The organism is Nonomuraea sp. NPDC052116 (genome assembly GCF_040680035.1).
In the GTDB taxonomy this organism is placed as follows: Bacteria; Actinomycetota; Actinomycetes; order Streptosporangiales; family Streptosporangiaceae; genus Nonomuraea; species Nonomuraea angiospora_A.
The window spans coordinates 376,130-402,232 of record NZ_JBFAWA010000002.1; the positions used below are offsets into that span (position 1 = coordinate 376,130).

Annotated in this window: 24 protein-coding genes; 12 read left to right on the forward strand and 12 right to left on the reverse strand. The window is 67.4% G+C overall.

Annotation, left to right across the window (positions count from 1 at the left end):
- Nucleotides 1–645 precede the first annotated feature (645 nt).
- The 3 genes from AB0L65_RS04605 to AB0L65_RS04615 all read right to left on the reverse strand — a co-directional run bounded on the left by AB0L65_RS04605 (nucleotide 646) and on the right by AB0L65_RS04615 (nucleotide 4,726).
- Nucleotides 646–2,331: a ribonuclease J gene (locus AB0L65_RS04605; protein ID WP_364240231.1), complete on the reverse strand. Its 1,686-nt coding sequence runs from the start codon at nucleotides 2,329–2,331 to the stop codon at nucleotides 646–648.
- Nucleotides 2,332–2,385: 54 nt separating this feature from the next.
- On the reverse strand, nucleotides 2,386–3,303 hold the full coding sequence (dapA, locus tag AB0L65_RS04610; protein ID WP_363967670.1) for a 4-hydroxy-tetrahydrodipicolinate synthase: 918 nt from the start codon (nucleotides 3,301–3,303) through the stop codon (nucleotides 2,386–2,388).
- A gap of 976 nt (nucleotides 3,304–4,279) precedes the next feature.
- Complete coding sequence (locus AB0L65_RS04615; protein WP_364240233.1) at nucleotides 4,280–4,726, reverse strand: GNAT family N-acetyltransferase; 447 nt, start codon at nucleotides 4,724–4,726, stop codon at nucleotides 4,280–4,282.
- A gap of 1,216 nt (nucleotides 4,727–5,942) precedes the next feature.
- Here AB0L65_RS04615 and AB0L65_RS04620 point away from each other — a divergent pair.
- The 3 genes from AB0L65_RS04620 (at nucleotide 5,943) to radC (ending at nucleotide 8,725) form a co-directional block, all read left to right on the forward strand.
- Nucleotides 5,943–6,659, forward strand: a complete 717-nt coding sequence (locus AB0L65_RS04620; protein ID WP_364240234.1) for a GntR family transcriptional regulator — start codon at nucleotides 5,943–5,945, stop codon at nucleotides 6,657–6,659.
- Between the two features lie 810 nt (nucleotides 6,660–7,469).
- On the forward strand, nucleotides 7,470–7,577 hold the full coding sequence (locus AB0L65_RS04625; protein WP_364240579.1) for a TetR family transcriptional regulator: 108 nt from the start codon (nucleotides 7,470–7,472) through the stop codon (nucleotides 7,575–7,577).
- Between the two features lie 491 nt (nucleotides 7,578–8,068).
- Nucleotides 8,069–8,725 (forward strand): DNA repair protein RadC, encoded by a 657-nt coding sequence (radC, locus tag AB0L65_RS04630; RefSeq protein WP_363967676.1) that lies wholly within the window; start codon nucleotides 8,069–8,071, stop codon nucleotides 8,723–8,725.
- A gap of 1,177 nt (nucleotides 8,726–9,902) precedes the next feature.
- Here radC and AB0L65_RS04635 read toward each other — a convergent pair.
- The gene (locus AB0L65_RS04635; RefSeq protein WP_364240236.1) at nucleotides 9,903–10,055 is read right to left on the reverse strand and encodes a hypothetical protein; all 153 of its coding nucleotides are present in this window, start codon (nucleotides 10,053–10,055) and stop codon (nucleotides 9,903–9,905) included.
- A gap of 257 nt (nucleotides 10,056–10,312) precedes the next feature.
- On the opposite strand from AB0L65_RS04635, the gene AB0L65_RS04640 reads away from it, so the two are divergent.
- From AB0L65_RS04640 to AB0L65_RS04655, 4 genes are all read left to right on the forward strand, one after another.
- The gene (locus AB0L65_RS04640; protein ID WP_364240237.1) at nucleotides 10,313–10,789 is read left to right on the forward strand and encodes a GntR family transcriptional regulator; all 477 of its coding nucleotides are present in this window, start codon (nucleotides 10,313–10,315) and stop codon (nucleotides 10,787–10,789) included.
- A gap of 41 nt (nucleotides 10,790–10,830) precedes the next feature.
- A complete protein-coding gene (locus AB0L65_RS04645) occupies nucleotides 10,831–11,322 on the forward strand; it encodes a GntR family transcriptional regulator (protein ID WP_364240239.1) in 492 nt (163 codons plus the stop codon).
- A gap of 743 nt (nucleotides 11,323–12,065) precedes the next feature.
- Nucleotides 12,066–12,533, forward strand: coding sequence for a GntR family transcriptional regulator (locus AB0L65_RS04650; RefSeq protein WP_364240241.1), 468 nt, complete (start codon nucleotides 12,066–12,068; stop codon nucleotides 12,531–12,533).
- A 39-nt stretch (nucleotides 12,534–12,572) separates the two neighbouring features.
- Nucleotides 12,573–13,043, forward strand: coding sequence for a winged helix-turn-helix domain-containing protein (locus AB0L65_RS04655; RefSeq protein ID WP_364240243.1), 471 nt, complete (start codon nucleotides 12,573–12,575; stop codon nucleotides 13,041–13,043).
- On the opposite strand, the gene AB0L65_RS04660 is transcribed toward AB0L65_RS04655, so the two are convergent.
- From AB0L65_RS04660 to AB0L65_RS04670, 3 genes are read right to left on the reverse strand one after another with little or no spacing between them, the layout of a single operon-like run.
- Nucleotides 13,007–13,435, reverse strand: a complete 429-nt coding sequence (locus AB0L65_RS04660; protein WP_364240245.1) for an ASCH domain-containing protein — start codon at nucleotides 13,433–13,435, stop codon at nucleotides 13,007–13,009. The genes AB0L65_RS04655 and AB0L65_RS04660 overlap by 37 nt on opposite strands.
- Nucleotides 13,436–13,445: 10 nt before the next feature.
- Nucleotides 13,446–14,468, reverse strand: a complete 1,023-nt coding sequence (locus tag AB0L65_RS04665; protein ID WP_350724671.1) for a hypothetical protein — start codon at nucleotides 14,466–14,468, stop codon at nucleotides 13,446–13,448.
- 46 nt (nucleotides 14,469–14,514) lie between these two features.
- Nucleotides 14,515–15,438, reverse strand: a complete 924-nt coding sequence (locus AB0L65_RS04670) for a DMT family transporter (RefSeq protein WP_364240247.1) — start codon at nucleotides 15,436–15,438, stop codon at nucleotides 14,515–14,517.
- On the opposite strand from AB0L65_RS04670, the gene AB0L65_RS04675 reads away from it, so the two are divergent.
- The 5 genes from AB0L65_RS04675 to AB0L65_RS04695 all read left to right on the forward strand — a co-directional run bounded on the left by AB0L65_RS04675 (nucleotide 15,437) and on the right by AB0L65_RS04695 (nucleotide 20,386).
- A complete protein-coding gene (locus AB0L65_RS04675; RefSeq protein ID WP_364240248.1) occupies nucleotides 15,437–16,843 on the forward strand; it encodes a PLP-dependent aminotransferase family protein in 1,407 nt (468 codons plus the stop codon). The two genes, AB0L65_RS04670 and AB0L65_RS04675, sit on opposite strands and share 2 nt — an antisense overlap.
- 118 nt (nucleotides 16,844–16,961) lie before the next feature.
- Entirely contained in the window at nucleotides 16,962–17,570 is a 609-nt protein-coding gene (locus AB0L65_RS04680) for a GNAT family N-acetyltransferase (RefSeq protein ID WP_192790985.1), read from the forward strand.
- Nucleotides 17,571–17,586: 16 nt separating this feature from the next.
- Nucleotides 17,587–18,462 (forward strand): 1,4-dihydroxy-2-naphthoate polyprenyltransferase, encoded by an 876-nt coding sequence (locus AB0L65_RS04685; protein WP_355201604.1) that lies wholly within the window; start codon nucleotides 17,587–17,589, stop codon nucleotides 18,460–18,462.
- 10 nt (nucleotides 18,463–18,472) lie between these two features.
- On the forward strand, nucleotides 18,473–19,480 hold the full coding sequence (locus tag AB0L65_RS04690; RefSeq protein ID WP_350724663.1) for an adenosine deaminase: 1,008 nt from the start codon (nucleotides 18,473–18,475) through the stop codon (nucleotides 19,478–19,480).
- Nucleotides 19,481–19,582: 102 nt separating this feature from the next.
- On the forward strand, nucleotides 19,583–20,386 hold the full coding sequence (locus tag AB0L65_RS04695) for an AAC(3) family N-acetyltransferase (protein WP_364240250.1): 804 nt from the start codon (nucleotides 19,583–19,585) through the stop codon (nucleotides 20,384–20,386).
- Nucleotides 20,387–20,391: 5 nt separating this feature from the next.
- On the opposite strand, the gene AB0L65_RS04700 is transcribed toward AB0L65_RS04695, so the two are convergent.
- From AB0L65_RS04700 to rpsO, 5 genes are all read right to left on the reverse strand, one after another.
- Nucleotides 20,392–20,865 (reverse strand): GNAT family N-acetyltransferase, encoded by a 474-nt coding sequence (locus tag AB0L65_RS04700; protein WP_364240252.1) that lies wholly within the window; start codon nucleotides 20,863–20,865, stop codon nucleotides 20,392–20,394.
- A gap of 164 nt (nucleotides 20,866–21,029) precedes the next feature.
- Nucleotides 21,030–21,767 carry a 4-hydroxy-tetrahydrodipicolinate reductase gene (gene dapB / locus AB0L65_RS04705; RefSeq protein ID WP_350724657.1) on the reverse strand — a complete coding sequence of 246 codons (738 nt, stop codon included), beginning with the start codon at nucleotides 21,765–21,767 and terminating at the stop codon, nucleotides 21,030–21,032.
- 89 nt (nucleotides 21,768–21,856) lie between these two features.
- The gene (locus AB0L65_RS04710) at nucleotides 21,857–23,170 is read right to left on the reverse strand and encodes a pitrilysin family protein (protein ID WP_364240254.1); all 1,314 of its coding nucleotides are present in this window, start codon (nucleotides 23,168–23,170) and stop codon (nucleotides 21,857–21,859) included.
- Nucleotides 23,167–25,524, reverse strand: coding sequence for a polyribonucleotide nucleotidyltransferase (locus AB0L65_RS04715; RefSeq protein ID WP_364240256.1), 2,358 nt, complete (start codon nucleotides 25,522–25,524; stop codon nucleotides 23,167–23,169). The genes AB0L65_RS04710 and AB0L65_RS04715 overlap by 4 nt, the downstream gene beginning before the upstream one ends.
- 299 nt (nucleotides 25,525–25,823) lie before the next feature.
- Entirely contained in the window at nucleotides 25,824–26,093 is a 270-nt protein-coding gene (gene rpsO, locus AB0L65_RS04720; RefSeq protein ID WP_185071789.1) for a 30S ribosomal protein S15, read from the reverse strand.
- Nucleotides 26,094–26,103: the final 10 nt, after the last annotated feature.

The following is a 26,103-nucleotide window of genomic DNA, read 5'->3' on the forward strand; positions in this document are numbered from 1 at the left end:
ACAAATGAAAACAGAAGGGGCTACAGGGACAGCAGGGACAGCGAATGTCTCAGCCGTCAGCAGCCACCCAGAACGGCGAACGACGCCACACCATCCAAAGCACCTGCGCCCACTCAATGGACAGCGAGAGCAACAAACCCCTCAGCCCTCAGCGGCCACCTGGAACGGCGATGGCACCGAACCATCAACACCGACTGCGGCCGCTCAGGGGGGCAGCGGCGCCAAGTCCCCCAAATCGCTAGAGGGCGAGACCACCAAGCACCTCAGATGCCCGGCATCCACCCTGGAGGGCGAGGCGATCAAGCACCAGTGATGGCCGGGACTCACCCCGCAGGGCAAGACCAGCAATCCCCCGTGACGACCAGCACCCACCCTGGAGAGCGAGACAACCAAAGACTACTGACGACCAGCACGCACTCCGGAGAGCAAGGTCGTCGGAACCTGCAGGCCGCCGGGGCCCCAAAGAGGCAGCGGCACCGCATCATCCGGGCCGGTAGTGCCGCTAACCCAGAGGGGCGAAGGCAGCGAATCGCCCGGCCTTCGGTCGGCCCCCCGAAGGAGCAGGCGACGTGGTCGGATGCCCGTCCCACGCCCGCTCCCCCGGGGGTACGGCAGACAAACGCGCCTGCCGTACCGTGGGAAAGCTCAGACCTCGAGGATCACAGGGATGATCATGGGGCGGCGGCGGTAGGTGTCGCTTACCCAGCGTCCCACCGTGCGGCGGACCACCCGTCGGATCTCCTGCATGTCGACCACCCCGTCTGCGGCCTTCTCCGCGAGGGCTCGCTCTATCTGCGGGATGAACTCCTCGAACTGGGCAGGGTCGATGCCGGAACCACGCGCGTGGATCTCGGGGCCGGCGGTGAGCTTGCCCGTGTTGGAGTCGACCACGACGACCACCGAGATGAACCCCTCGTCGCCGAGAATCCTACGGTCCTTCAGCGAGGTGTCGGTGATCTCGCCCACCGACGAGCCGTCGACGTAGACGTACCCGGCGTGAACCGCACCGACGATCTTCGCTCGGCCGTCGACCAGGTCCACCACGACGCCGTCCTCGGCGATCACGATGTGGTCCTCGGGAACGCCCGTGAGAGCGGCCAGCTTGGCGTGCGCACGCAAATGACGCCACTCACCGTGAACGGGCATGAAGTTCGACGGGCGGGTCAGGTTGAGCACGTACAGGAGCTCGCCGGCGGCCGCGTGGCCGGAGACGTGCACCTTGGCGTTGCCCTTGTGCACGACGCGGGCGCCCCACCTGGTCAGCCCGTTGATGACCTTGTTGACCGCGGTCTCGTTCCCCGGAACCAGCGACGAGGCCAGGAGTACGGTGTCACCCTCGGCGATGCGGATCGGATGATCGCGGTTGGCCATCCTGGACAGCGCGGCCATGGGCTCGCCTTGAGAGCCGGTGCAGATGAGCACCACGTCCTGCGGCGGCCACTCCTCGATGTCGCGCGAGTCGACGATCAGCTCCGGCGGCACCTTGAGATATCCCAGGTCGCGGGCCACGCCCATGTTGCGCACCATCGAACGTCCGACCAGGGCCACCTTACGGCGGTGCTTGGCGGCGGCGTCCATCACCTGCTGAATGCGGTGCACGTGCGAGGCGAAGCTGGCCACGATGACCCGCTGTTCGGACGTGCGGATCACCTCGTCGATGACCGGCCCGATCTCGCGCTCGCTGGTGACGAACCCTGGCACTTCGGCGTTGGTGGAGTCGGACATCAGCAGGTCGACGCCCTCGGTGCCGAGCCTGGCGAAACCGCCGAGGTCGGTGAGGCGGCCGTCGCTCGGCAACTGGTCCATGCGGAAGTCACCGGTGTGCAGGACTATGCCCGCAGGCGTCCTGATGGCGACGGCCAGTGCGTCGGGGATCGAGTGGTTGACCGCGAGGAATTCGCAGTCGAACGGCCCGAAGATGTGCCGTTCGCCCTCGACGACCTCGAGCTTGGTCGGTTGGATCCTGTGCTCGGTGAGCTTGGCCTCGATCAGGGCAAGCGTGAGCTTCGATCCGATGAGCGGGATATCGCGCCGCTCGCGCAGCAGGTATGGCACCGCCCCGATGTGGTCTTCGTGAGCGTGCGTGAGCACCACGGCTTCGACGTCGTCGAGCCGGTCTCTGATGTATTCGAAGTCGGGCAGGATGAGGTCGACACCCGGCTGATCGGGCTCGGGGAAGAGCACCCCGCAGTCGACGATCAGCAGACGGCCGTCATATTCGAAGACGGCCATGTTCCGGCCGATCTCCCCCAACCCGCCGAGCGCAACGATGCGCAAGCCGCCATCAGGCAGCACCGGCGGGGGACCAAGCTCAGGATGCGGATGGCTCATGCCTGGCCCCCACGGTCAGTTCGTGTTCTCAAAACTCCCGGTTCCTCCCCGTTCCTATGCGTCTGTCAACTTCACCCCGCCGGCTACCAGGCAAGCACGCAGCTCGGCGATTTGCGTCTCTGTCGCGTCCACGAGCGGCAGTCGTACCGAACCCACCGGTACGCCCACCATGCTCAGTGCCGCCTTTGCCATGATCGCGCCACCGGCGCGCAGCATGATCCCGTCTACCACGGGGGTCACCTGACTGTGTACGGCCAGGGCCTGGGAGACCTCACCGTTCTTGTGCAGGTGGATCATGCGCGCCAGCTCGGCGCCCACCACATGCCCGACGACGCTGACGAACCCGGCCGCCCCCAGGGAGAGCCAGGCCAGGTTGAGCAGGTCGTCGCCGGAGTAGAAGGCCAGCTCGGTCGCGCTCATCACCTGGCTGGCGGCGAACAGATCACCCTTGGCGTCCTTGACGGCCACGATGCGTTCGTGCTGCGCCAGCCTCAGCAGAGTCTCAGTCTTGATCGGCACGCCACTGCGCCCCGGAATGTCGTACAACATCACCGGAAGGTCGGTCGCGTCAGCGACGGCGGTGAAGTGCTGGTACAGCCCCTCTTGAGGGGGCTTGTTGTAGTAAGGCGTCACCACCAGCAGACCGTGCGCACCCGCACGTGCCGCCTGCTTCGCGAGCTCGACACTGTGACGGGTGTCGTTGGTGCCCGCCCCTGCGACCACAGTCGCGCGATCGCCGACCGCCTCGAGGACGGCGCTGACGATGCGCTGCTTCTCCTCGTCCGACGTGGTGGGCGACTCACCGGTCGTCCCGTTGACGATCAAGCCGTCGTTGCGCTGCTCGTCCACCAGATATGCGGCAAGACGTCGCACAGCCACATAATCGACCTCGCCGTCAGGAGTGAACGGCGTGACCATGGCGGTCAGCATGCGGCCGAAGGGCGCGTCTGTGGTTCCAGTTGGCGATGCCATAGTGCGAACGCTACCTGGATTCAGAAATCCATTGGACGCCGCCACCCCGCTTTGCCTGCCTGGAGCCGCTTTTTGCCCCCTTTCGCGGGGATCTCAGAGGCTTCCCTGACGACGACAACCATCTCACCTGACATCGGAACCCGTCCACTGACCGTCAAGTCACGGGGACGCACCCAGCAAGCCACGCTCCGCACCACACCTTGCCCACCACGCCCGCCAGGCGGGGCACCATGCCTGGCAAGCACGCCCGAATGGGGGCCAGGCAGAACACCAGACCTGGCAGCAGCATCCAAAGCACCCCGCAGACTCACCAAGAGCGCTACGCCTGACCGTCGCAGCCGAAAGCAGTACGGGCTATCGGGCCTTCCCGCCGTAACCGAAACACCTGTCGAGCCGCATGGCGTGCCGCATCCCACGGCCATAGGCGATAGCAGCACCGGCTACCCGATCTTCCCGCCGCAGCAGAAACACCCATCGGATCGCATAGCGCGCCGCATCCGATTGCGTCCACGAGAGCGGTGTACCAATTTGGCCTGGTCACGGGCATAGCACCACGAAAAAGCGACGGCTACCCCACCTCCCCAGGGGCAGCCAAAGCGCCCGTCAGACCGCATAGCGTTCCACACCCCACAGCCGCAGCCAGCCGCACCGGCTACTCGACCTTCCCGCCGCGGCCAAGCACCTGTCAGCCCGCATAGTGCGCCGCATTCGACGGCCAAAGCCACAGCAGACCGCGGTGGGCACCGTAGGTGACCGTTGGGTCCGCAGCGCCCGGCTGGCCGAGTAGCCGCCAGCCTCGGTGATCCCGACGCGTATCCCCCGTCAGCCCACGACCCTCGTCTGGAGGGAAGCCGCAGGCGGAAGTTGCGAGGGACTTTCCCACCCTGGCGGACGCCCCAGAGGAGCCGTTATGCTCCCCCGGCTTCCAAAGGTGAGCCCCGCTGCGCACGGTTGCCCCGGTCATGTTGCAAGGCTTCTACAACGACAGTTCGATCTGGTATCTGATGAAACCTCGATTCTCAGCAACCTTGTCGTACAAGCTGCGTGCTGTCGCGTTTGACACATGCGTGTTCCAGTACACGCGGGAGCAGCCACGCTCCCGGGCCCAGGCGGTCACAGCCTCGATCAGCGCGCGAGCCACGCCTCTGCCTCGGGCTTCTGAAGCGGTGAACAGGTCCTGCAGGTAGCAGACGTCGGTGTCGGGCGCCGAGGTGTTCGCGTGGGTGAAGAAGTGCGTGATGCCGACGAGCCTGCCGTCCAACCTCGCCCCGAAGGCGTGCAGACGGGTGTCCGCCTGGAACTCCTGCCATGCGCGGTCGTACATCTTGTCCGGTTCGACACGCTGATAGAAGTCGATGTACGCGCGGAACAAGTCCTCCCAGACATCCCGGTCGGATGGAAGGAGCTTGCCTATGTCGATCATGAAGCTTCCTCTTGCTTGGACACCTCCGAGGAGCACAGGTCAGCTGTGGCTTGGCGCGGCAGTGCGGGATATGTCCTGGAGAGTGATTGATGTCGGAGTCAGTGCCACCAGCTTAGGGAAAAGTGGCCCAGTGAGGTACGGCCACTCGGCGGTGATATCAGAAGACCACTTGCGCCTGATGGTCGGTCGCCACACGCATTGACGCGGCAGACATATAGAACAACAGTGCGCCCCATCGCACCGCAGCGAACAGCAGCGCATCCGTCGCGCGCCTCTCATGGCAGCGCACCCATCGCACGCGGCCGGTCGAAAAGCTGCAGCCCACTGCATGGCTCGAACGGCGGGGCACCTGTGCACACCCTGGAAGGTGAAGGGTCTGTGCACGTCTCGAACGGCGACACATCCACCCGGCGTTCAAAGGCCACGCCGCTATCAGACCTTTGCAAAAGCATCGTGGCCGGCCAGGAGCCTCACCAGCCAGGTCGCCTCAACCAGGCAACGCGGCCATCCCGCCTCCAAAGCTCACGTTGACCGCAAGCCTCGCACGGCAGCGCGCCGACCAGGCTTCACCTCACTAGCAAGGCTGCTTCAAGAGGCAGCGCGGCCACCGTGGACCTCGACAGCCCGTCCATCGCATGCCCCGCAAGAGAGCCCTCCAACCGGCTCAGCCGCCGACCGGCCAGGCCGCTTCACGTACGCAACGCAGCCACCGCAGCTCCGTGGCCGCATCCACCGCCGAACTCAAACGACTGCGTACCCGAGCGACAGCGCGGGCGCCGCTCGTTTCGAAATCCGGCGCCCATCGCGGGCCTCACGAGGTAACGTGCGACCAGGAGTCGCACTGATCAGGACCGCTCGAGGGGCAGCGCACTCACCGGACTTCCGAGGCCTGTGCCCATCACAGACGCCGGACGGTGCGGATGCGCCCAAAGGACCGGGCCAGCAGCCGCGTTCGGCCAGGTCACACCACTGGTCAGGGTGCTGCCGCAGCCCCAAGTACGCGAATTGGAAGAGGTCGCCGATATGTGCTCGGGGGTACACACATCGACGACCTCTATCGGAGAATCGGCCCCTCTTACACCGGCGTTACAGGGTTTCTCCGATAATTTTCTGCCATCGCAAAGTTGGGGCTCCAACGACCGTCGATGACGGTCGGTTACCTGCCGAATACGGCAACATGGGGCAACGCCTCACACGAACCCCCAGGGATGGACTAGTGGCCACCTCAGATCCGGTCTACCTGCGTGTCGTCGAAGACATTCGGCGGCAGATCACCGACGGCACCCTTCCCCCAGGCGCGCCGATCCCATCACGAGCGCAGCTGACCCGTAAATATCAGGTCGGAGAGACCGCCGCCCGGCACGCGCTACGCGTGCTCGCGGGTGAGGGCCTCATCATCGGCCGCGTGGGCTCGGGCCATTACGTCAGGGAACGCCCCGACCTCACCCCGCTCTACCGATGGCGCTTTCTCGATCACCCCGCCCCGTTCGCGGCCGACCTGCAGTCACAGGGCAGACGCGTGACATGGGACTGGCACAGCGAACCAACCGAAGCGGGGCCCGACATCGCCAAACGCCTGCGCCTCAGCGACTCGACCACGCTTACCAGAACGCACTACATCTTTCGCGGCGAGGGCAGACCGCTGCAGCTCGCCACGTCGTACGAGCCGCTGGAGTTCACCCCTCACTCCGAGGAGGAGCGGCGGAGCCTCGTCGCCAGGATGTACGCGCACGGCATAAAGATCACTGAAGTCGTCGAGAGCGTGCACACCCGGGTTCCGCGCCCCGCGGAGAGCGACGCGCTCGATCTGGCGGCTGGCGTCCACGTGCTGCACATCGAGCGCACCCATTGGGCAGGTGACCGTCCCGTCGAGACGAGCGACATCGTCGTTCCAGGCGACCGGTTCAGAGTCACGTACAGCATGCCCGTCTGAGCTCTCGGACGCGGGCGTCTCCGGGCGAAGCCCCTTCTCGCCCGGAGCCCCTCAGCCCGGGCATGGCGGCGATCACCTCCTTTTGGACGGGCGAGCCGGTTCTGACGGTGCTGTGAGCCTCCGCAAGGCTTGCCAGCGGGTCAATCCGGTCCACAATCGGGCTTATTTGCCCTGATCCACGAATTCTGCGAGCACGGTGGGAGCGGGCGCACACGCCGGGTCCGTCGGCAGCTCGAACCTCATCCCGTCCGCAAGCATGGTCACGCTCCGGCCTCCGCGAGGGAGCAAGTGACGACGGTACGCACCCAGCGAACCGCCGTAGGCGTTGAGGATCGCGTCGAAGTCCTCGTCCGGCCTGCCGCGAGCCGCATCGTCGCTCACTCAGGTAGGCGCGTCGAGACCGCGGCAGCACTGCGCGTTCACGGCGCCGGCGGTGAACTTGGTGCCCGCGGCCTGGCTGAGTTGGAGCGGGAGGCTGCCCACACTGTCTCCGACGAGCAGCGGACCGCAGGCGTACGGCGCCGCGATGCGCCCACGCCGACGATGGTCTGGGCGGTGCCGACCAGGATGAGACTGATCCATGGCGGAGTCCTCGCTGGAGTGTCAGTGATGTAGTCGGGGCGGCGATGCCTGTACATCTCCGCAAATATCCCCCAGGGAGCTCCACAGCCGCCGCCCAAGCGCTACAGGCGGTCACTTCTTGACCGACCACCACAGCCTCCCGGCAAAGCCCATCCCCGAGCTTCCGCCCTGTCTCAGCCTGCTGACAACGTCCGAGTCCGCCGTACGCGAAAGCTGTTACGGGACGCGCTGGCCGAGCTCATCGAGGAACGCGGGTTCGAACGTCTCACCGTGGGCGAGATCACCGAGCGAGCGATGGTGAGCCGTGCCGCTTTCTTATCGGAATTATCGCGATAAATACCACCTCGTGAAGCAAATGGTCGAGGAGACCATGGAGGCGCTCCTGGGCAGTATGGGCGATGACGACGAGCGGCCCTCGATCGAGCGCTGGGCCGCGTTCTTTGAACATGTCACCGTATATCAGTGTTTGTACGGCACATTGATCGACAAAAGGGCAACCCATAGTTTGCGGCGAAGATGCGGTCTTTGCTCTCGAACATGGTCGCCCAGCACCTGGTCCCGCTCCCCACATCGAGCGGCCTGGTCGCGACGCTGGCCGGCGGGATGTTCGTACAGGCGATCACGTGGTGACCGGAGAGCGGGCGGCCGATGGCACCGTACGGGATCGCCACGCAGACGGGGCGGCCCGCCTCCGCCTTGATCACGGAGGACGACCGCGTGCCGGGCTTACACATCTCACCCATCCGGCGTCGAACGCTGGATTTCCGGCAAAAGCGCAGGTCAGAGATTGTCGGTGCGCGCTGATACAACGGACGCGGAGGTTGCCGATGCGAGTCAAAGACCTGTCCAAGAGCGACCGGCCACGCGAACGGCTCATGTCCAGCGGCGCCGCGGCGCTGGCGGACCGCGAGCTGCTGGCCGTGCTGCTCGGCTCGGGATTTCGCGGGTCGAGTGCCCTGGATCTCGCCAGCCAGGTGATCAAGCACTGCGGAGATCTCGATGGCCTCCGCCGTTCGGACCCGCATCGGTTACTCGCAGTGCCCGGGGTGGGCCCCGCCAAGGCCGCGCGAGTCGCCGCGGCCTTCCATCTCGTACGCCGTGCGGACGCGTGGCCGGAGCGCGAGCGGATCACCAGCACATCCGATCTCGCCAACCACTGCGCCCCGCTGCTCCGGGGCCGCAAGCAGGAGCGGCTGGTCCTGGTGGTGTGCGACACCCGTGGCAGGGTGCTGAAGCATTCGATCCTGACCGAAGGCGCGTCCGACCATACGGCGGTGCCGATCCGGGAGGTGATCACGGAGGTGCTCACCGCGAGCGGGGCCATGTTCGGCCTCGCCCACAACCACCCGGCCGGCTCCCTCGAACCGAGCCAATCCGACCTCGAGGCCACGGCCCAACTCATCCGAGCCGCCGAGACGGTGGGGCTACGGCTCCTCGACCACCTGATCATCACGGATGCCGCCTGGCGGCGAATCCCTACATAAATCAATTCCTCTAGGGACCATGAACCCACCGAACACCAAAGGGAATCATCCTGTGTATAGCGCCGAACTGCAGTTTTCCAAGGGACGGCCATGAGAATCTAATACCGCGGGTAGGCCGTTACGGACGTCAGCCGGCCATTACTCGCAGCGGCATGGTCCCTTGCCTCCGGAGGGCTCGGGACCATGCCCGACACTCGCACCGATCCCAGGCGAAGCCCGGCGCTCTTCGGCGGGCGTTCGGGCAGGCGCGTCGCCTGGGATCGCAAGGTGCGCCCCCGATGGCACCTGCGTTGTGCCATCACCTAGGGTGTCCGGTTCGCGCGCTCGGCGGCCAAAGCGCGAACCGGACACCTGTCCACCCTCTCCAGGCCCGCGGCAAGCGATGAGTGCCTTATCCGTTGGGTGTGGCGTGGTGGGCAGGGCCATCCCGTACGGCATTCACGACCTGGCCTCCGGGAGCGGCCAGGTCGACGGGCGCTGACCACGACACCGCCGCGTCCACCGTGGAGTCCATCTGCGGCTGGTGGAACGGCATCGGACGGACACCTGCTCGGATGCAAGACGCTTCCTGGTCAGTGGAGACGCGAGTGGCTTCGACGAATACCGCACCCCTTGGAAAGCCGAACCCCCGCTCTGACCAGCCAGGGTCGGCCTGGCCATCGCGGTCTGTCGTCTTCCGCCAGGACTGTCCAAATGAAGCCATTTCGAGCACCGGCTGTTCCTCCACATCATGATGAACTGCGGCGGCAGGCCGCTCACCAACTGCGAAGTCATCGTGTAAAGCATCGCCGCACCCACCGCCACGACAGCGACGACCGTGAACGCCGCCTCCCCGGCGTCCACGCCGGTGGCCAAGGCGGCCAGAACGTCGTCGTCTCCTTTGCGAGCGACCGCGCACGCCGAACTGGGCTCGCCTAGTACATCACCAGTAGCAACGCATAACCGGCCGAACTCCCCATACCAGCCCTGACCGGCGCTGCATGCTGTTACTGATATGGCCGACATTCACCGCTGAGGCCTCCCTGAATTCACCGCCACGGCACTACCCGTTCGACCGAGCACCCATGGCCCACACCTACGCCATTGGCACCGGCGCCGCCCCAAACAAGATCAACTCGGGGTGCTCGTCAACTGCAGGCCCTTAACTCGTAGAAACAGGATCACGTGACGTTTGCGATCAGTAGGTTGTGCCGTCCAGCAGGCTGGTCCAGATAGCCAGCGCGCTGGCCTGGGTGTTCCAGAGACTTTCCTCGACCACCACCTTTTGACGAAGGCGACGAGTCCTGCGGATGAAGTACTGGCCGCCGCTCTGGCACAGCTCGTAGAACATCGGCTTACAAGCGCACGTGTAATCCCGGACTCTCACACGTACGGCGCGCGGCGACGAGGGATACCACTTGATGACGGCGTGATCGGGCTGTGGGTCCGGCACGTGGACCGCAATCTGGCAGCAGGGCCAGTCGAGGGGCTTGGGCACGGTTGAACAATACGTCTGGTCGTCTCCTCTTGTCTAGAAAGTAGGGATGCTCTGTCTATATAGACAGCACGATATGGGAGGTCTTGCACCTGTTGGTCTAAGTTGCAGGCGTGCTCGACTATGACGGGGACACCCACATCTACCTCCAGATCGCCGAGATCCTTCGGCGACGAGTCTCCGGGCTCGCGTCCGGACACCCGGTGCCGAGCGAGGCGGACATCCAGCAGGAGTTCGGCGTCGCCAGGACCACTGCCAGGCGGGCGGTGCACGTACTTCGCGAGGAAGGGCTCATCTACACCGTTCAGGGCGAAGGGACCTTTGTCGGCGGGCCTGATGAAGCGCCGCGTAAGCAGCGGAAAGTCCCTCTATACCAACAGATCGCGACGGACATCGCCGAGCAGATCAAGGAGGGTCGTCTCTTGCCGCGGCGCTCCATACCGGGCGAGTCGGCGCTGGTGGAGCAGTACGATGTAGCTCGGGAGACCGTGCGGCGCGCCATGGCGCTCCTGCGGGAGCAAGGGTGGATCTACACGGTTGCGCAGCGCGGCAGTTACGTGTCGCCGAAGGAGTCGTGGCCCCAGGGCTGACTGTGCTCGCCTGCTTGTATCCAGACGTCTACGCTGTGAGCATGCTCGACCGTGACGGGCCGGTCCCGATCTACATACAGATTGCTGACGCGATCCAGGAGCAGATCGTCGGCGGGCGGTTGCGAGCCGGCGAGGCCGTGCCGAGCGAGGCGGCGTTGGAGGCGGGGTTCGGTGTCGCGCGATCGACCGCACGTAACGTGGTTCGGGAGCTGCGCGAACGTCGTCTTGTCCACACCGTGCAAGGCGAAGGCACCTTTGTTGGGCCTATCGGTATTCCTCGGATAAGGGCGAAGAGGGCCCGCTATCTGGATATTGCTCATGATATCGCTGCGAAAATCAGGCGCGGTAAGCTCCGGCCGAACTGTTCGATATCGAGCGATGCGACCTTGATGCTGCGGCATGGGGTTGCCAGGGTCACGGTCCGGAAGGCCATTGCGCATCTCAGGGAGCAGGGCTGGGTGTTCACTGTTCCTTATAGAGGGACTTATGTGAATGAGCCCGGAAAGTGGCCCTCGCACGAGAGCGTCCGATAGCCCCACTGCTCCTCGTGTCCCACTGCGCCTTCTGCCCTACTGCGCCTTGTGCCTCGCTGCGTCCCTGGATTAGTGCGGCGCCTCACGGGGCGAGGGAGGTCGCAGGGGGCGCGTTGCCGGCGGCATGGAGGAGGGTCGCGTTGCGGCTGGACCCAGTTGAGCGACGTCAGGGACGGCGGACGGGCTCATGCGACGGCGAGTGAGGAAACCGATCTCCGCTCATACGACGGCGGACGGGGAAGGGACCTTCGCCGCGGCAGCCCCAGCGAGTCGCCGGAGGCGCGTTGCCGGCGGACCGGAGGAAGGTCGCGTTGCGACTGGACCCAGAGAGCGACGTCAGGGACAGCGGACGGGCTCATGCGACGGCGAGTGAGGAAACCGATCTCCGCTCATACGACGGCGGACGGGGAAGGGACCTTCGCCGCGGCTGCCCCAGCGAGTCGCCGTAGCCGCCGGCAACCCCACAGCCGGTAAGTCCCCCCGCCGGCGAGTCGCCACCCAGCTGAGTTGCTTCGATTTCGTGGGGTGCCGATTTTCTGTTGCTTGGCGGTAAGGCGGGGGGTGGCGATCGAGGAGGTACGGCGGCCGGAGTCACCGATAGTGCTTCCCGGATAGCCGTCGGTTCTCGTCATGCTGGGTCCGTATGTTTAGAGCACGTATCCACCCTTCCACTAGACGTTTTCCTTGTGCAGGTCTGTACGGTTTCGTCTACGATCCGTACCGTGTTAGATCGCGAAGGTCCCGTGCCTATCTACAAGCAGGTCGCTGACCTGGTCCGCGATCAGATCGAGCGGGGTGAACTCAAAGCCGGCGATCCGGTGCCCAGTGAGGCGACGCTCGAGAAGGATTACGACATCGCCCGCACCACGGCCCGGCGGGTGGCTCGTGAACTGCGGGAGCAGGGGTTGGCGCACACCATTCAGGGCGAGGGGACGTTCGTCGGCCGGCCGGGGACGCCGCGCTCACCCAGGAAGGTGCCGCTGTATCAGCAGATCTCCACGGAGGTCTCCATGCGTATCGTCCAGGGCGAGCTCTCGCCGAACCGGGCCATTCCCGGCGAGAAAGTGATGATGCGGCAATACGGCGTAGCCAAGGTGACGGTGCGGCAGGCGGTGGCGCATCTCAGGGAGCAGGGATGGGTGTTCACCGTCCCTTATAGGGGCACTTTTGTGAATGAGCCGGAAAAGTGGCCCAGGAATAGGGATTCTTAATCCCCCTCCCATGTCAGGCCGCTTGTATATCATTGAGACGTGCTGGATCGCTCGGGGGGCACGTACCTCTATCTTCAGATCAGCGAAGTCCTCAAGTCACGCATAACCGGCAAGCTCTCCCCAGGAGATCTCGTGATCAGCGAGGCGGGGATCCAGCGGGAGTTCCGGGTGGCCCGGACCACGGCGCGCCGGGCGATTCGGGTGCTGCGCAACCAAGGGCTGGTCCACACTCGCCAGGGCGAGGGCACGTTCGTCAGCTCCCCCGGCGAAGGGGCCGAGCAGATTCCGCTCTACCAGCAGATCGCCGACGAAATCAGGGAACGCATCAAGGCCGGCGAGCTGGTCGCACACCGGCCGCTGCCGCGCGAGGTGACGCTGGTGCGCCAGTACGGCGCCGCCCGCGAGACCGTACGGCGGGCCATAGCGCTGCTGCGGGAGCAGGGATGGGTGTTCACCGTCCCGCACCGCGGCAGTTACGTCGCGCCCGTGGAGCGCCGGCCGCCTTCCTGATCCACGACGCGAAACCACAGGCACACCACCATGGTCGAGTCGTCCACCTCGTACCCCTGGCTCTTCCAGTAGCGGCGGTGGCCCTCGCGCCAGTGCTCCACCGAGCGGAAGCCCTCGCCTTCAGCCTGGGCGAACTCCCAGGTGACCGCCGCGAACGGGGTCAGCTCCACCCGCGTCATCTCTATCTCGGCCACCCGCGCACCCGCGTCGTCCACGAGGATCAGGCGCTCGCCGACGTGCTCCACCTCCTCGCCCTCGGCGTGGTAGTCGAGGGGCAGCAGACCGGCCGTGGCCGTCTTCTCGCCCGCCAAAGCAAGGTCGGTCAACTGGGTACGGAACTCGCCGGGCGTGCCCAACTCCAGAACCCTGAGTCCGTCGATGCGTGGCCACATAGGACGCATATTAGAAGACCGGGATGATGTCCTCCGGATCGATGAAGTCCACCTCTACGCCTTCCAGGTCCAGCTCGGGAATGGCGGGGAAGGCGATGCCCCAGCGTTCCACGATCGCGCGGATCCTGGCCATGGCCACGCGCCAGTTCTCCGCCTGTTCCTCGTACGACAGCACGCCCAGGCCCGCCTGCCTGGCGTGGTCCATGAGAACGCGGTGGTTGGGCAGGAAGTACGGCGGCAACTCCCAGAAACCTCCGGGCGGCTCCCAGAGAATCATGCTGAGGAACACGAAGCCCGCTCTGAGCTGGCGGGTGATGAGGGTGCGGGTCTCGTCGGTGAGCCCCGGCCATTCGTTCTCCAGAATGGTCATGCAGATTTGCAGATGGCGGGACTCGTCCCTGCCTATTCGCTGGAACATCTCGCTGAAGACCGGATGCTGAGTGCCCGACGACATTCCTCTGAACAGCGTCGAGGCGGCCATCTCCCCCATCATGAAGCTGGTGAAGAGGACCGGCAGCGAATATTTGCCGACGGCGGAGGTGTAGCCGGTCCAGTAGCGGCCGCCGTTGTGGTAGAGCCAGCCGATGTTGTTGTGGGCGGCCCTTTCGAGATCGTCCGACGGGGTCCAGTCGAGCGGGCCGCCGGGCCACAGTTTGGCGATGGTGCGCTGGCAGCATTCCTCGTGGTTCATCTCGTCACGGGTGATCGAGAAGAAGCACTTCCTGACCGGGTCCTCTTCGTGCTTTTCGAAGGCCTGGATCGTGGCGCGGGCGAACACCGCCGGCCCCGAAGCGTCGAAGTTCGCCAGGACCGCGAACCAGTACATGATTCCCAGCCGCTGCTCCCGGGTGAAGTCGTCCGGGTCCAGGCCGTCCCAGGGCAGGTCGGCCGGGTTCCAGACCACGCGCTTGGACTTCTCGTAGATCGCGGCGAGCTTCTCGGTCTCTACCCGCCACTCCATGGGATAGATGTTGGGCTGCGGGATCTCCGGCGCGGGCCAGAAACCGCCCTCTGGGATCGTGAGGTCCGCCATTGTTATGACACCTCCTCTCCCATCCTGCGTGCAGGCGTCACGCCTTTCAAGTACGGGCACGCTGAGTGACGGCCACGCACACGAGCACGGCCAGCGCGGTGGCCACCGTGGCCGGGCCGAACCGCTCCCCCATCAGGAACCAGGCCCAGAGCAGGGTGAGAAGGGGCTGGGTGAGCTGCGTCTGCCCGGCCCGGGCGATGCCGCCCCGCGCCAGGCCCGCGTACCAGGGGATGAAGCCGAGGAACATCGAGATCAGCGACACGTACGCGAAGCCCGCTATCGCGTGGGGAGTCGGCGTGATGGGGGTGAGGAGGGCCAGCGCGACGGTCACGGGGACGGTGAGGGGGAGCGAGAGGACGAGAGTGTGGGAGATGACCTGCCAGCCCGGGGTCCGCCTGGACAGCCGCCCGCCCTCCGTGTAGCCGATCGCGGCCGACAGCAGCGCGCCCACCAGGAGCAGGTCAGGCCAGGTGGGCGTGCCCTGGTGCTGGGTGAGGGTGAAGGCCGTGATGGCCAGGGCGCCCGCCGCGCAGGCCACCCAGAAGAGCGGGCGGGGTCGTTCCGCCGCCCTGACGACGGCGCAGGCGGCGGTGGCGGCCGGGAGGAGGGCTATCACGACGGCGGCGTGCGACGTGCTGGCGCCCAGGGCCAGGGCCAGGCCGCTGAAGACGGGGAAGCCGAAGACCACACCCAGCGAGATGAGCGCGTACGACGGCCAATCCCGCCTATGCGGAATTATTGGGATTTTTGCAAATTTAAGGCAGATCAGTGCGATAAATCCGGCTATGCAGGCTCGGCCGATCGCCACCAGCCACGGATGGAAGCCCTCCATGGCATAAACGGTGGCGGGGAAGGAGCCGGAGAAGGCCAGAACGCCCAGGAAAGCCAGAGAGGTGCCCTGCGCGGCGCGATCCAGAACGGGAGGGAGTGCTACTCCATCGGGAGCAGTAGCGCTATTCTGTCTCTTCATGGACAACGATAGCAGTATCGCCCAGATCGCCGCGATACTGCGCGAAGAGGCCGGCCGGGCAGGCCCCGGGGCGCGGCTGCCGTCCAGCCGGGAGATCATGCGACGGCACAACGTCTCCCCCGTCACCGTGTCCAGGGCCATCGGGCAGCTGGCCGCCGAGGGCAGGGTGGTCGCGCGGCCCGGCAGCGGGGTGTTCGTGGCCCCTCAGGTGCCTGCCGCGCAGGAGGCGGTCGATCTCTCGTGGCAGACGGTGGCGCTCGGGGACCGGGTGGTCGACGAGGAGCCCGTGGCGACGCTGCTGGGGGCAGCGGCCGAAGGGGTCGTACCCCTCACCGGCGGGTATCTGCCGGCGGGCCTGCGGCCGGACAGGCAGCTGGGGGCCGCGGCGGCGCGGGCGGTACGCAGGCCGAACGCGTGGGCCATGCCGCCTCTGGCGGGGCTTCAGGAACTGCGCAGGTGGTTCGCCGGGCAGACCGGGGGCGACGTGACCGCGGCCGACGCGCTGATCGTGAGCGGGGGGCAGGCGGCGCTCACTCATGCGTTCCGGGCGCTGGCGGCTCCGGGCACGCCGGTGCTGGTCGAGACGCCCACCTACCCGGGCGCGCTCGCGGCGGCCAGGGCGGCCGGGCTGCGGCCCACGGCCGTGCCCGTCGACCGGGACGGCGTACGTCCTGAGCTGCTGGCCGAGGCGTTCGCCGTCACGGGCGCAAGGGTCTTCTTCTGCCAGCCCACCCTGCAGAACCCGACGGGGGCCACCCTGCCGGTGGAGCGCAGGGAGCAGGTGTTGCAGGTGGCCAGGGCGGCGGGGGCGTTCGTGGTCGAGGACGACTTCGCGCGATACCTGACCGAGCAGGCGCCGGCGTCCCTGGCCTCCATGGACCAGCACGGCACCGTCGTCCACGTGAGATCGCTGACGAAGATCCTGTCGCCGAGCATGCGGGTGGCGGCGGTGATCGCCAGGGGGCCGGCCGCGCACCGGCTGCGGGCGAGCCAGCTCGTGGAGTCGTTCTTCGTGGCGCGGCCGCTGCAGGAGACGGCGCTGGAGTTCGTGGGGTCGCCGGCCTGGCAGCGGCATCTGGCGGCCGTGCACAGCGAGATCAGGACCAGGCGCGACGCCCTCGCGGCGGCGCTCGCCACCCACATGCCGCGGGCGGAGGTGCACCTGCTGCCCATCGGCGGGATGCACCTGTGGGTGCGCCTGCCCTCCGAGGTCGACGAGAACGCGCTGGTCGAGGCCGCCAGGCGGAACGGCGCGCTGGTGAGTCCGGGCAGGATGTACTACCCGTCGGAGCCGCCGGGGCCGAGGATCCGGGTGACGCACATCGCCGCCGCCCATCTGGCCGAGTTGCACGAGGGGGTGCGGCGACTCGCCGGGGCGTTGGCTGAGGTGACTCGAACCGGCTGAGGAAGCTCTGGGCGAGATCGGCGGCGAAGAGGGGTTCGCGTCGTCTCCAAGGGTCAAACACCGATACGGTGTAACTCGTGCCTTGTGGCATGGACGGCAGGCGAAGGAGCGGGCCGAGATGGCAGACGTAGGCGTCCGGGCGGCCCGGCGCGAGGATGTGCTCCAGGTTGCGAATTGTCAGATCCGCGCCTGGCGCTATGGCTATCGGGATTTCCTCCCCGAGGGGCCACTCGAGCAGATGACAGGCGCGGCGGCCGAGAAGATGTGGCTGCGCCAGTGGGACGAGGCGATCGTGGCCCCGCCCACCCCCAGGCACCGGGTGCTGGTGGCGGTGGAGACCATCCTCGACACCGAGGGCTTTCCCGCCCTCGGCGCGGGCGGCAGCGCCGCCCTGACCACCCCCCGGGGTGGCGAACGCGTGGTGGGGCTGGCCTCACACGCTCCCGCCGAGGATCCCGACCTGGATCCCACCGTGGTGGCCGAGATGCTGACGCTGCTGGTCGACCCCGATTTCGTACGCCGGGGCCACGGCAGCCGGCTGCTCAACGCGACCGTCGACTACCTGCGTGAGGACGGCTTCCGGCAGATCGTCACCTGGGTGTTCGCCGACAACTACGCGGTGCTGGGCTTCCTGGAGTCGGCCGGCTGGGGCGAGGACATGGCCGAACGCGTGCTCGACATGGGCCGTCCGATCCGGATGATCAGGCTCACGACGGACATCAGCTAGAGGACGAACGACAGACATGGCAACCCCTGGCCAGTGGATCGCGGGCGCCCGCCCGCGCACCCTCCCGAACGCCGTCGTGCCCGTCATGGTGGGCACGGGCGTGGCGATCGGCGAGGGCGGCTTCGTATGGTGGCGGGCGGTGCTGGCGCTGTTCGTGGCGCTGTCGCTGCAGATCGGCGTCAACTACGCCAATGACTACAGCGACGGCGTCCGCGGCACCGACGACCAGCGGGTCGGCCCGATGCGGCTGGTGGGCTCACGGGCGGCGAGCCCGCGTGACGTGCTGGTCGCCGCGCTGGGCTGCTTCGCGGTCGCGGCGGTGCTGGGGCTGATCCTGGTCGTCGTCACGCGGGCGTGGTGGATCCTGCTGGTGGGAGCGGCGTGCATCGCCGCCGCCTGGTTCTACACCGGCGGCAAGCGCCCGTACGGCTACCGCGGGCTCGGCGAGATAGCCGTGTTCGTGTTCTTCGGGATCGTGCCCGTGGTGGGCACGGCATATGTGCAGACCGAGTCGCTGAGCTGGCCGGCGTTCTTCGCCTCGATCCCGGTGGGGCTGCTCTCGTGCTCGATGCTCGTGGTCAACAACCTGCGCGACGTCGGCACGGACGGCCAGGCCGGCAAGCGCACGCTGGCCGTGGTGCTGGGCGCGGAGCGCACCCGGGCGCTCTATGTGGCCTGCCAGGTGGTGCCGTTCGTGGTGGCGCTGGCGATGGTCCCGGTGACGCCGTGGGCCGCGCTCGTGCTGCTGGCCGCGCCGCTGGCGATCCCCCCGATCAGGACCGTGCTGGGCAAGGCCGTGGGCCCCGCGCTGATCGCGGTGCTGCAGCAGACGGGCAAGCTGCAGCTGGCGTACGGGCTCCTGTTCGCCGTGGGGCTGGCGATCGTCTTCTAAGCTTGGGCGTGTGAAGGACTTCATCGCGGGGCTGCCCAAGTGCGAGCTGCATCTGCACATCGAGGGCACACTGGAGCCCGAGCTCAAGTTCGAGCTGGCCGGGCGCAACGGCCTGGAGCTGCCGTACTCGTCCGTCGAGGAGATGCGGGCCGCCTACGCCTTCGACAGCCTGCCGTCCTTCCTCACGGTCTACTACGAGGGCATGCAGGTCCTGCGGACCGAGCCCGACTTCTACGACCTGGCCATGGCCTACCTGCGCAAGGCCGCCGAGCAGAACGTCCGCTACGCCGAGATCTTCTTCGACCCGCAGGCCCACACCTCGCGCGGCGTGCCGTTCGACGTGGTGATCCGCGGGCTGCGGCGGGCGCTGATGGACGCGGAGGCGCGCCTCGGGGTGCGGGCGCAGCTCATCATGTGCTTCCTGCGTGACTTCCAGGCCGAATACGCGATGGCGACGTTGCTGGAGTCGCTGCCGTACAAGGAGTGGATCGCGGGCGTGGGGCTCGACTCCGACGAGAAGGGCAACCCGCCGGTCAAGTTCGCGGCCGTGTACGAGCGCGCCAGGCAGGAGGGCTACCTCCTGACCATGCACTGCGACGTCGACCAGGAAAACTCGATCGAGCACATCCGCCAGGCCGTCGAGGACATCGGCGTCAACCGCATCGACCACGGCGTCAACATCCTGGAGGACCAGCGGCTCGTGGAGGTCGTCCTGGAGCGGGGCATGGGGCTGACCTGCTGCCCGATCTCCAACGGCTACGTCACCGACTCGATGAAGGCCGAGGGCATCCGCAAGCTGATGGACCTGGGCGTGCGGGTGACGATCAACTCCGACGATCCCGCCTATTTCGCGGGTTACGTGGGGGAAAACCTCGAGGCGCTGCAGGGCGCGCTCCAGCTCAACCGCGAGGAGCTGGCCCAGCTCGAACGGAACGCCTTCGAGATCACCTGGCTCCCCCGGCACCTCAAGGACGCCTATCTGGCCGAGGTGGACGCGTACGTCGCCGCGACCGGCTGAGCAATTCTCAATCGGGAAAGCGGGAAAGCGGGAAATGGTCACGGCGCACGAAAGTTAAGCTGACGCGGTGCCCGATCAGTGTGCTCCCCAAAAGGGAATGTCATGGTGAATTATGCCCGCATAAGTCGGGATTTCTCCGCTCTGGGTGTCGAGCCTGGGCAGGTCGTACTGCTGCATTCCTCACTCAGCAGCATCGGCCGGGTCGAGGGCGGGGAGCACACGGTGGTCGCGGCCCTCAGGGAGTCGCTGGGTCCGGACGGCACGCTCACCGTGCCCACCGGCACCTCGGCCAACTCCGACACCTCCCCGGTCTACCGCGCCGCCGTGGCCGGGATGTCGCCGGAGGAGACCGAGGCCTTCCGGTCGAGGATGCCCGCCTACGACCCCGGCTCCACCCCGTCCGTACGGATGGGCCGAATCCCCGAGTGTGTCCGCACCGCACCGGACGCCCGCCGCAGCGCGCATCCGCAGACGTCCTTCGCCGCCGTGGGCCCGCAGGCGGCGCACATCATCGGGGATCACGCCCGCGACTGCCTCCTGGGCGAGCGATCCCCCCTGGCCAGGCTCTACGAGGCCGGTGCCCTCGTCCTGCTGCTCGGCGTCGGCTACGACAGGTGCACCGCGTTCCACCTGGCCGAATACCGCTACCACCCGGACCCGCCGCGCCGCAGCTACCGCGCCGTGGTGGATGACGGGGAAGGGCGGGCGTGGTGCGAGTTCGAGGACGTGCGGGTGGACGACAGCGACTTCGCGCGCCTGGGGGCCGACTTCGAGCAGGATGTTGACGTACGGTGTGGGCCGGTCGGCGCGGCGCAGGCCCGGTTGTTCCCGCTGGCCGCCGCCGTCGACTACGCCGCCGCCTGGTTCGCCGCCAACCGCGGCCCTGACCACGGACGGCGCCCGTAGCCTGCCTAGTGGCGCATCACCACGCGAGGCGCGATCTCGATGCCCAGCTCCCGCTCGTGCTCCACCAGCGCGCGCAACTCCGGGCCCCACTCCTCCTCGGGCAGCACCGAGAAGCCGTGCCGCGTGTACCACGGCGCGTTCCAGGGCACGTCGCGGTAGGTCGTCAGCGTCACGGCAGGCGCCCCGGCGGCCCGCGCGTGGTCGAGCACCGCCGCGACCAGCCGCCCGCCGATGCCCTGGCGCATGTGGCCGGGATGCACGGCGAGCTGGTCCAGGTGCAGGTTGCCGTCCACCCACCCGATCAGCGCGAACCCCGTGGGAGGCGTCCCCTCGACCAGGACCCTGAGGGGGTCGTCGACCTCTTCGATCATGGTGGTGCCGGGCGGGAAAACGATGTCAACCTGCTCGAAGAGCTTGTCCGCCGCCAGCTCGATCGCGGTCAGCCCGGGGAGCTCACCTGTTTCGGCCCATCGCACCATGCCGACACGATCTCATGGTGGAGCCGGATCCCGCCGCTCATATTTTAATGTTGATGATCGTAAGGCCCGGCTGTGCGGAGCCGGAACCCTCTCCTCACGACGTGCCCGCGACCGTACGGTTGTGGGCACGTCGTGTGCGGCCCCTACCGAGGTCCCTGCCGAGGTCAGAGGTCGAGGAGCGGCTCGAGGCCCACGGTGAGACCTGGGAGCTCGCGTACGCGGCGCACCCCGAGCAGCACGCCCGGCGTGAACGACGCCCTGGTCATCGAGTCGTGCCGGATCGTGAGGATCTCGCCCTCACCGCCCAGCAGCACCTCCTGGTGCGCGATGAGCCCGGACAGCCGCACGGAGTGCACGGGGACACCGCCGACATCGGCCCCGCGGGCGCCGTCGAGCGCCGTGCTCGTGGCGTCGGGCATCTGGCCGAGCCCCGCCTTGGCACGCGCCTCGGACACCAGCTCCGCCGTGCGGCGGGCCGTGCCGGACGGCGCGTCGGCCTTGTTGGGGTGGTGCAGCTCGACGATCTCGACCGACTCGAAGTAGCGGGCCGCCTGCTGCGCGAAGTGCATCATGAGCACGGCCGCGATGCCGAAGTTGGGCGCGATCAGGCAGTGGGTGCCCGGCGACTCGGCCAGCCAGCCGCGCACGGTCTCCAGCCGCCCCTCGTCGAACCCGGTCGTGCCCACCACCGGGTGGATGCCGTGCCGGATCGCCCATTCGAGGTTGCCCATGACGACATCGGGATGGGTGAAGTCGACCACCACCTCGGCGCCTTCGAGGCCCTCGATGGGGTCGTCCTTGTCGATCGCGGCCACCAGCTCCATGTCGGAGGCCGCCTCGACCGCCTTGCACACTTCGACGCCGACGCGCCCGCGGGCGCCCAGCACACCTACCCTGATCACAGGCCAACCCTATACCAGCGGGAAAACCCGCCCATGGGACCGCCGGCTCACTGTCGTGGCCGTTCAGGACCCATGTGGCGGGTTCATCCTTATGGGCGGACGGCCTCGGTGAAGTCCTTGTCACCGTACGGGCCGATCACGGCGAGCGTGAGCGGCCGCTTGAGCACGTCCCGCGCCACCTCGTCGATCTCGTCGGGAGTGACCGCCTCGATGCGTGCCAGCACCTCGTCCACCGACATCAGCTCGTCGTAGACGAGCTCGTTCTTGCCGATGCGCGACATGCGCGAGCCGGTGTCCTCCAGGCCGAGCACGAGCCCGCCGCGCATCTGGCCCTTGCCGCGCATGATCTCGTCGGCGCTCAGGCCGTCGGCCACCACCCTGGACACCTCGTCCCGGCAGATCTTGAGCACGTCGTCGATCTTCGACGGCAGGCAGCCCACGTAGATCCCGAACTGGCCGGTGTCGGCGTAGGCGGAGGTGTAGCTGTAGGCGGAGTAGGCCAGGCCGCGCTTCTCCCTGATCTCCTGGAAGAGCCGGGACGACATGCCGCCGCCCAGCGCCGCGTTGAGCACGCCCAGCGCGAACCTACGGTCGTCCGTACGGGACAGGCCGGTCGTGCCGAGCACCAGGTTGGCCTGCTCGGTCGGCCGGTCGAGCACCCGCACGCCGGAACGCATCTCGGCCCCGGGACCGCTGGTGCGCGGGGCCGCGAACTCGGCCGGCCCGCCCAGCGCGCCCGCCCGCTCGTACGCCCTGGTGACCAGCTCGACGACCTCTTCGTGCCGGATGTTGCCCGCGACGGACACGACCGTGCGGCGCGGCCGGTAGTAGCGGTGGTAGTACTCGGCGATCCGCTCGCGCCCGAGGGTGTTGATCGACTCGACCGTGCCCAGGATGGGCCGGCCGATGGCCGAGTCGCCGTAGAGCGCGGCGGCGAACTGCTCGTGCACCACGTCAGAGGGGTCGTCGTCGTGCATGGCGATCTCTTCGAGGATCACGCCGCGCTCGGACTCGACGTCCTCCTCGGTCACCAGCGAGCTGGTCACCACGTCGGCCAGCACGTCGACCGCGACCGGCAGGTCCTCGTCGAGCACGCGTGCGTAGTAGCACGTGTACTCCTTGGCGGTGAAGGCGTTGATCTCACCGCCGATGCCCTCGATGGAGGCGGAGATCTCCATGGCGTCGCGCGTCGGGGTGCCCTTGAACAGCAGGTGTTCGAGGAAGTGGGTGGCCCCCGTGTGCTCGGGGGCCTCGTCACGCGAGCCGATGCCGACCCACATGCCGACCGCGACACTACGCACGGTCGGCATGGTCTCGGTCACCACGCGCAGCCCGCCTGGGAGGACGGTGCGCCTCACCACCCCGGCTCCGTCCCGGCCGGGGTGCAGCGTGGTTGTGCTCACGAGTTCCGGTCGTCCCCGTCGGCGCTGCTGCCGCGCGTGCGGACGCGGGTGCGGGTGCGGCGGGGCCGCTCCGCCTTGTCCTCGGCGGGCGCGGCGGCCTCCTCGGCCTGCGGGGCCTCGGTGGTGTCGTCGTCGTCGCCCTCGGCGGGCGCGGCGGCGGCCTTCGCCTCCTTCTCCGCGGCCTCCTTCTCGATGACCTCGACGGGCACCAGCGAGAGCTTGCCCCGGGCGTCGATCTCGGCGATCTCGACCTGGATCTTCTCGCCGACGCTCATGACGTCCTCGACGTTCTCGATGCGCTTGCCGCCGTGCAGCTTGCGGATCTGGGAGACGTGCAGCAGGCCGTCCTTGCCGGGCAGGAGCGAGATGAACGCGCCGAAGGCCGCGATCTTGACGACCGTGCCGATGTAGCGCTCACCGACCTCCGGCATGTGCGGGTTGGCGATGGCGTTGATCGCCGAACGGGCCGCCTCGGCTGACGGGCCGTCGGTGGCGCCGATGTAGATCGTGCCGTCGTCCTCGATGGTGATCTCGGCGCCCGTGTCGTCCTGGATCTGGTTGATCATCTTGCCCTTCGGGCCGATGACCTCGCCGATCTTGTCGACCGGGACCTTGATGGTGATGATGCGCGGCGCGGTCGGGTTCATCTCCGCCGGAGAGTTGATCGCCTCCTGCATCACGTCGAGGATCGCCAGGCGCGCGCCCTTGGCCTGCTTGAGAGCGGCCGCGAGCACGCTCGCGGGGATGCCGTCGAGCTTGGTGTCGAGCTGCAGGGCGGTGATGACGTCCTTGGTGCCGGCGACCTTGAAGTCCATGTCGCCCATGGCGTCCTCGGCGCCGAGGATGTCGGTCAGGGTGACGTACGTGTCACCCTCACCGATCAGGCCCATCGCGATGCCCGCGACCATCTCCTTGAGCGGCACACCCGCGTCCAGCAGCGCCATCGTGGACGCGCAGACCGAGCCCATCGAGGTGGAGCCGTTGGAGCCGAGCGCCTCGGAGACCTGGCGGATGGCGTACGGGAACTCCTCGCGGGTCGGGAGCACCGGGATCAGCGCCCGCTCGGCCAGCGCGCCGTGACCGATCTCGCGGCGCTTGGGCGAGCCCACCCGGCCGGTCTCACCGGTGGAGTAGGGCGGGAAGTTGTAGTTGTGCATGTAGCGCTTGGTCCGCTCAGGGTTGAGCGTGTCGATGACCTGCTCCATGCGCAGCATGTTGAGCGTGGTGATGCCCATGATCTGGGTCTCGCCGCGCTCGAACAGCGCCGAGCCGTGCACCCGGGGCACCACGTGGACCTCGGCAGAAAGGGCGCGGATGTCCTTGGTGCCGCGGCCGTCGATGCGGATGCCCTCGTTGACGACCCGCTCGCGCATGAGCTTCTTCATCACCGAGCGGAACGCGGCGGAGATTTCCTTCTCGCGCCCCTCGAACTCGGGCAGGAGCTTCTCGGCGGCCAGCGCCTTGACCTTGTCCAGCTCGTTCTCGCGCTCCTGCTTGCCCGCGATGGTCAGCGCCGCGGTCAGCTCGGTCTTCACCGCGGCCTCGACCGCGGCGTAGACGTCCTCCTGGTAGTCGAGGAAGACCGGGTATTCGGCCGTCTCCTTGGCCGCGACCTGCGCGATGCGCGACTGGGCCTCGCACAGCACCTTGATGAACGGCTTGGCGGCGTCCAGGCCCTGCGCGACGGTCTCCTCGGTGGGCGCGACGGCCCCGTCGGCGACCAGCTTCAGCGTGTCCTTGGTGGACTCGGCCTCGACCATCATGATCGCGACGTCGCCGTCCGCGAGCACGCGGCCCGCGACGACCATGTCGAACGTGGCCCGCTCCAGCTCGTGGTGCGTCGGGAAGGCCACCCACTGGCCGTCGATCAGGGCGACGCGCACGCCGCCGATCGGGCCGGAGAACGGCAGCCCGGCGAGCTGGGTGGACAGCGACGCGGCGTTGATCGCCACCACGTCGTAGAGGTGGTCGGGGTTGAGCGCCATCACCGTGGCGACGACCTGGATCTCGTTGCGCAGACCCTTGACGAACGACGGGCGCAGCGGCCGGTCGATCAGGCGGCAGGTGAGGATCGCGTCCTCGGAGGGACGGCCCTCACGCCGGAAGAACGAACCGGGGATGCGGCCCGCGGCGTACATGCGCTCTTCGACGTCGACGGTGAGCGGGAAGAAGTCGAAGTTCTCCTTCGGGGACTTCGACGCGGTGGTGGCTGAGAGCACCATCGTGTCGTTGTCGAGGTAGGCGACGGCGGAGCCAGCCGCCTGGCGTGCGAGACGACCGGTTTCGAACCGGATCGTACGCGTGCCGAATGAGCCGTTGTCTATGACGGCTTCAGCGGTGTGGACACCCTCCACGGGGGACCTCCTTGTGGTCGGTCTCCCGCGCCCTTTTTCTCACCGGCACCCTCGTTAGGTGCAGCGCCGGTCTTCGATCGAAGCGCCCGGTCTCACTGTCAAATTCCTACCGGAAGCCACTACCGAGGACCGGCCCGCAGGCGTCGCGGGTCGCATGGTGCTGAACGGACGCGGGGGCTGTGTGTCTCGGATCTTCAGTTGTAGGTCAGATGTGACAACGTATCCACATCGCCACATATCCGACCATATGGCTCTACCCATATGAGAAGGGAGCGGCGCGTTCGCCGCTCCCTTTCATGCTATCGGCGCAGGCCCAGCCGCTCGATGAGCGAGCGGTAGCGCTGGATGTCGACCTTCTGCAGGTACTTCAGCAGGCGGCGCCGGCGACCGACGAGCAGAAGCAGGCCACGACGGCTGTGGTGGTCGTGCTTGTGCGTCTTCAGGTGCTCGGTGAGCTCGCTGATGCGCTTGCTCAGCAGTGCGATCTGCACCTCGGGCGACCCGGTGTCGCCTTCGGCCGTCGCGTATTCGCCGATGATGGACTTCTTGGCAGCGGTGTCGAGGGACACGGCTCTCCTT

Bases quoted from the DNA above. Each gene is read 5' to 3' on its own strand.
- AB0L65_RS04675 (WP_364240248.1), top strand. From the start codon at position 15,437: ATGGACAACGATAGCAGTATCGCCCAGATCGCCGCGATACTGCGCGAA.
- AB0L65_RS04660 (WP_364240245.1), bottom strand. From the start codon at position 13,435: ATGTGGCCACGCATCGACGGACTCAGGGTTCTGGAGTTGGGCACGCCC.
- dapA (WP_363967670.1), bottom strand. From the start codon at position 3,303: ATGGCATCGCCAACTGGAACCACAGACGCGCCCTTCGGCCGCATGCTG.
- AB0L65_RS04695 (WP_364240250.1), top strand. From the start codon at position 19,583: ATGGTGAATTATGCCCGCATAAGTCGGGATTTCTCCGCTCTGGGTGTC.
- AB0L65_RS04670 (WP_364240247.1), bottom strand. From the start codon at position 15,438: ATGAAGAGACAGAATAGCGCTACTGCTCCCGATGGAGTAGCACTCCCT.
- AB0L65_RS04665 (WP_350724671.1), bottom strand. From the start codon at position 14,468: ATGGCGGACCTCACGATCCCAGAGGGCGGTTTCTGGCCCGCGCCGGAG.
- AB0L65_RS04615 (WP_364240233.1), bottom strand. From the start codon at position 4,726: ATGATCGACATAGGCAAGCTCCTTCCATCCGACCGGGATGTCTGGGAG.
- AB0L65_RS04645 (WP_364240239.1), top strand. From the start codon at position 10,831: ATGCTCGACCGTGACGGGCCGGTCCCGATCTACATACAGATTGCTGAC.
- AB0L65_RS04605 (WP_364240231.1), bottom strand. From the start codon at position 2,331: ATGAGCCATCCGCATCCTGAGCTTGGTCCCCCGCCGGTGCTGCCTGAT.
- radC (WP_363967676.1), top strand. From the start codon at position 8,069: ATGCGAGTCAAAGACCTGTCCAAGAGCGACCGGCCACGCGAACGGCTC.
- AB0L65_RS04700 (WP_364240252.1), bottom strand. From the start codon at position 20,865: ATGGTGCGATGGGCCGAAACAGGTGAGCTCCCCGGGCTGACCGCGATC.
- AB0L65_RS04685 (WP_355201604.1), top strand. From the start codon at position 17,587: ATGGCAACCCCTGGCCAGTGGATCGCGGGCGCCCGCCCGCGCACCCTC.
- AB0L65_RS04635 (WP_364240236.1), bottom strand. From the start codon at position 10,055: ATGTTCTACGAGCTGTGCCAGAGCGGCGGCCAGTACTTCATCCGCAGG.
- AB0L65_RS04680 (WP_192790985.1), top strand. From the start codon at position 16,962: ATGGCAGACGTAGGCGTCCGGGCGGCCCGGCGCGAGGATGTGCTCCAG.